The sequence below is a fragment of the Lutibacter oricola genome, from assembly GCF_900106565.1.
GTDB classification, from domain to species: Bacteria; Bacteroidota; Bacteroidia; order Flavobacteriales; family Flavobacteriaceae; genus Lutibacter; species Lutibacter oricola.
In genome coordinates this window covers 1-1,431 of record NZ_FNNJ01000052.1, presented here as the reverse complement: position 1 = coordinate 1,431, position 1,431 = coordinate 1, and the positions used below count along the sequence as shown (strand labels likewise).

The window sequence follows — 1,431 nt, the reverse complement described above, 5'->3', positions numbered from 1 at the left end:
AATTCAGAAAAACATCTTAGAAGTCCGAGAATTATAAGATCTATGATTTATCTATTTACAATTGGGAAAATGGAAAAATCTAAAGTATTTGAGTTGGCGAAAATTGATTGGAGAGATGTTCTTTCTAGTGCCGAATATGATAAAAACCAAGTAAGATTGAGAAATTTTAATAGCGAATTTGGAAAAGAAAAAATAAAAGCCAGCAGGTAACACTGTTTATATTTTATAGCTTGGTTCTAGCACATTTACGAAAATCCTCACAGATTTTCTACGTTAGTGTTTTATTTAGTAAATTAGTAGCTTAAAAAACGCTACAAAACATACACAAACCCGTTGCCAGTAAGTCGCGCAAAATGATAAAAAAATTGCTTCATTTGATAATTATAGTTTTTCTGACTGTTTTCACACAGATTGGAGGAATAATTTATTTTTTGACAATTTTGATTATTAAGTCAAAACAAGAAAACAAAAGATTAAAACGATTAATTGTTTTTTCTGCAATTTATCTATTTTCAACATTTTTAATTGTTCCACAGTTAGCGAATTTATTTGGTCGAGAAAAGATTAAAGAAACAGAATTGATAAAAGCTAACACAATTTTCACGAAACTTTTAAACAGGAATTATGTAAAACCAGAGTTAAATAAAACTCTTCAGAAAATATCAATTGATTTTGAGAAAAAACATAAAGAAATCCAGCTTGTTTATTTAGATGCAAACTTTCCTTTTATTGATAAATTTCCACTTCTTCCACATTTGAGTCATAATGATGGAAAGAAAATTGATTTATCATTCGTATATCAAGAAAACGGAAAAATCACAAATAAGAAACCTTCGATAAGCGGTTACGGAATTTATGAAAACCCAAAGAATAATGAGATAAAACAATTTGAGATTTGTAAGAAAAAAGGATATTGGCAATACGATTTTCCTAAATATTTGACATTTGGTAAAATTAATCGAGAAATTGAGTTTTCAGAGAAAGCTTCAAGAGATTTGATTAATTCAATTTTAAGGCAATCAGAAATCGGTAAAATATTTATAGAACCACATTTGAAAACAAGAATGAATTTATCGAATAGCAAGATTAGATTTCACGGATGTAAAGCTGTAAGACACGATGACCATATTCATATTCAACTAAAATGATTAAAAACCTACTGGCAACAACTGGTATATTTTATTGTTTGGTCCTAGCACACTTACGAAAATCCTATCGGATTTTCTCGGTCAGTAATAATTTACTAAATTTATAGCTTAAACACTCAACAAAACATACCACAAACCGTTGCCTGTAACGGCGGATTTCACTACTGAAATCCACATTTTAGTCATTCAAGATTAAAATAGTTAGACTGACAGAGGCACGAAAAAAATAATTCACTGAGGGAAAATTATGATAACTCTTCTACTCTATCAAACAGAAATAAAA

At 28.8% G+C, this 1,431-nt stretch carries 1 protein-coding gene and 1 pseudogene; both read left to right on the top strand.

Translation table 11 applies throughout. The features are described from left to right. Positions 1–210, top strand: a pseudogene (locus tag BLU40_RS17675) (elongation factor Tu); the annotation flags it as partial. 143 nt (positions 211–353) lie between these two features. Next, positions 354–1,148, top strand: coding sequence for a hypothetical protein (locus BLU40_RS17435; RefSeq protein ID WP_090126827.1), 795 nt, complete (start codon positions 354–356; stop codon positions 1,146–1,148). Positions 1,149–1,431: the final 283 nt, after the last annotated feature.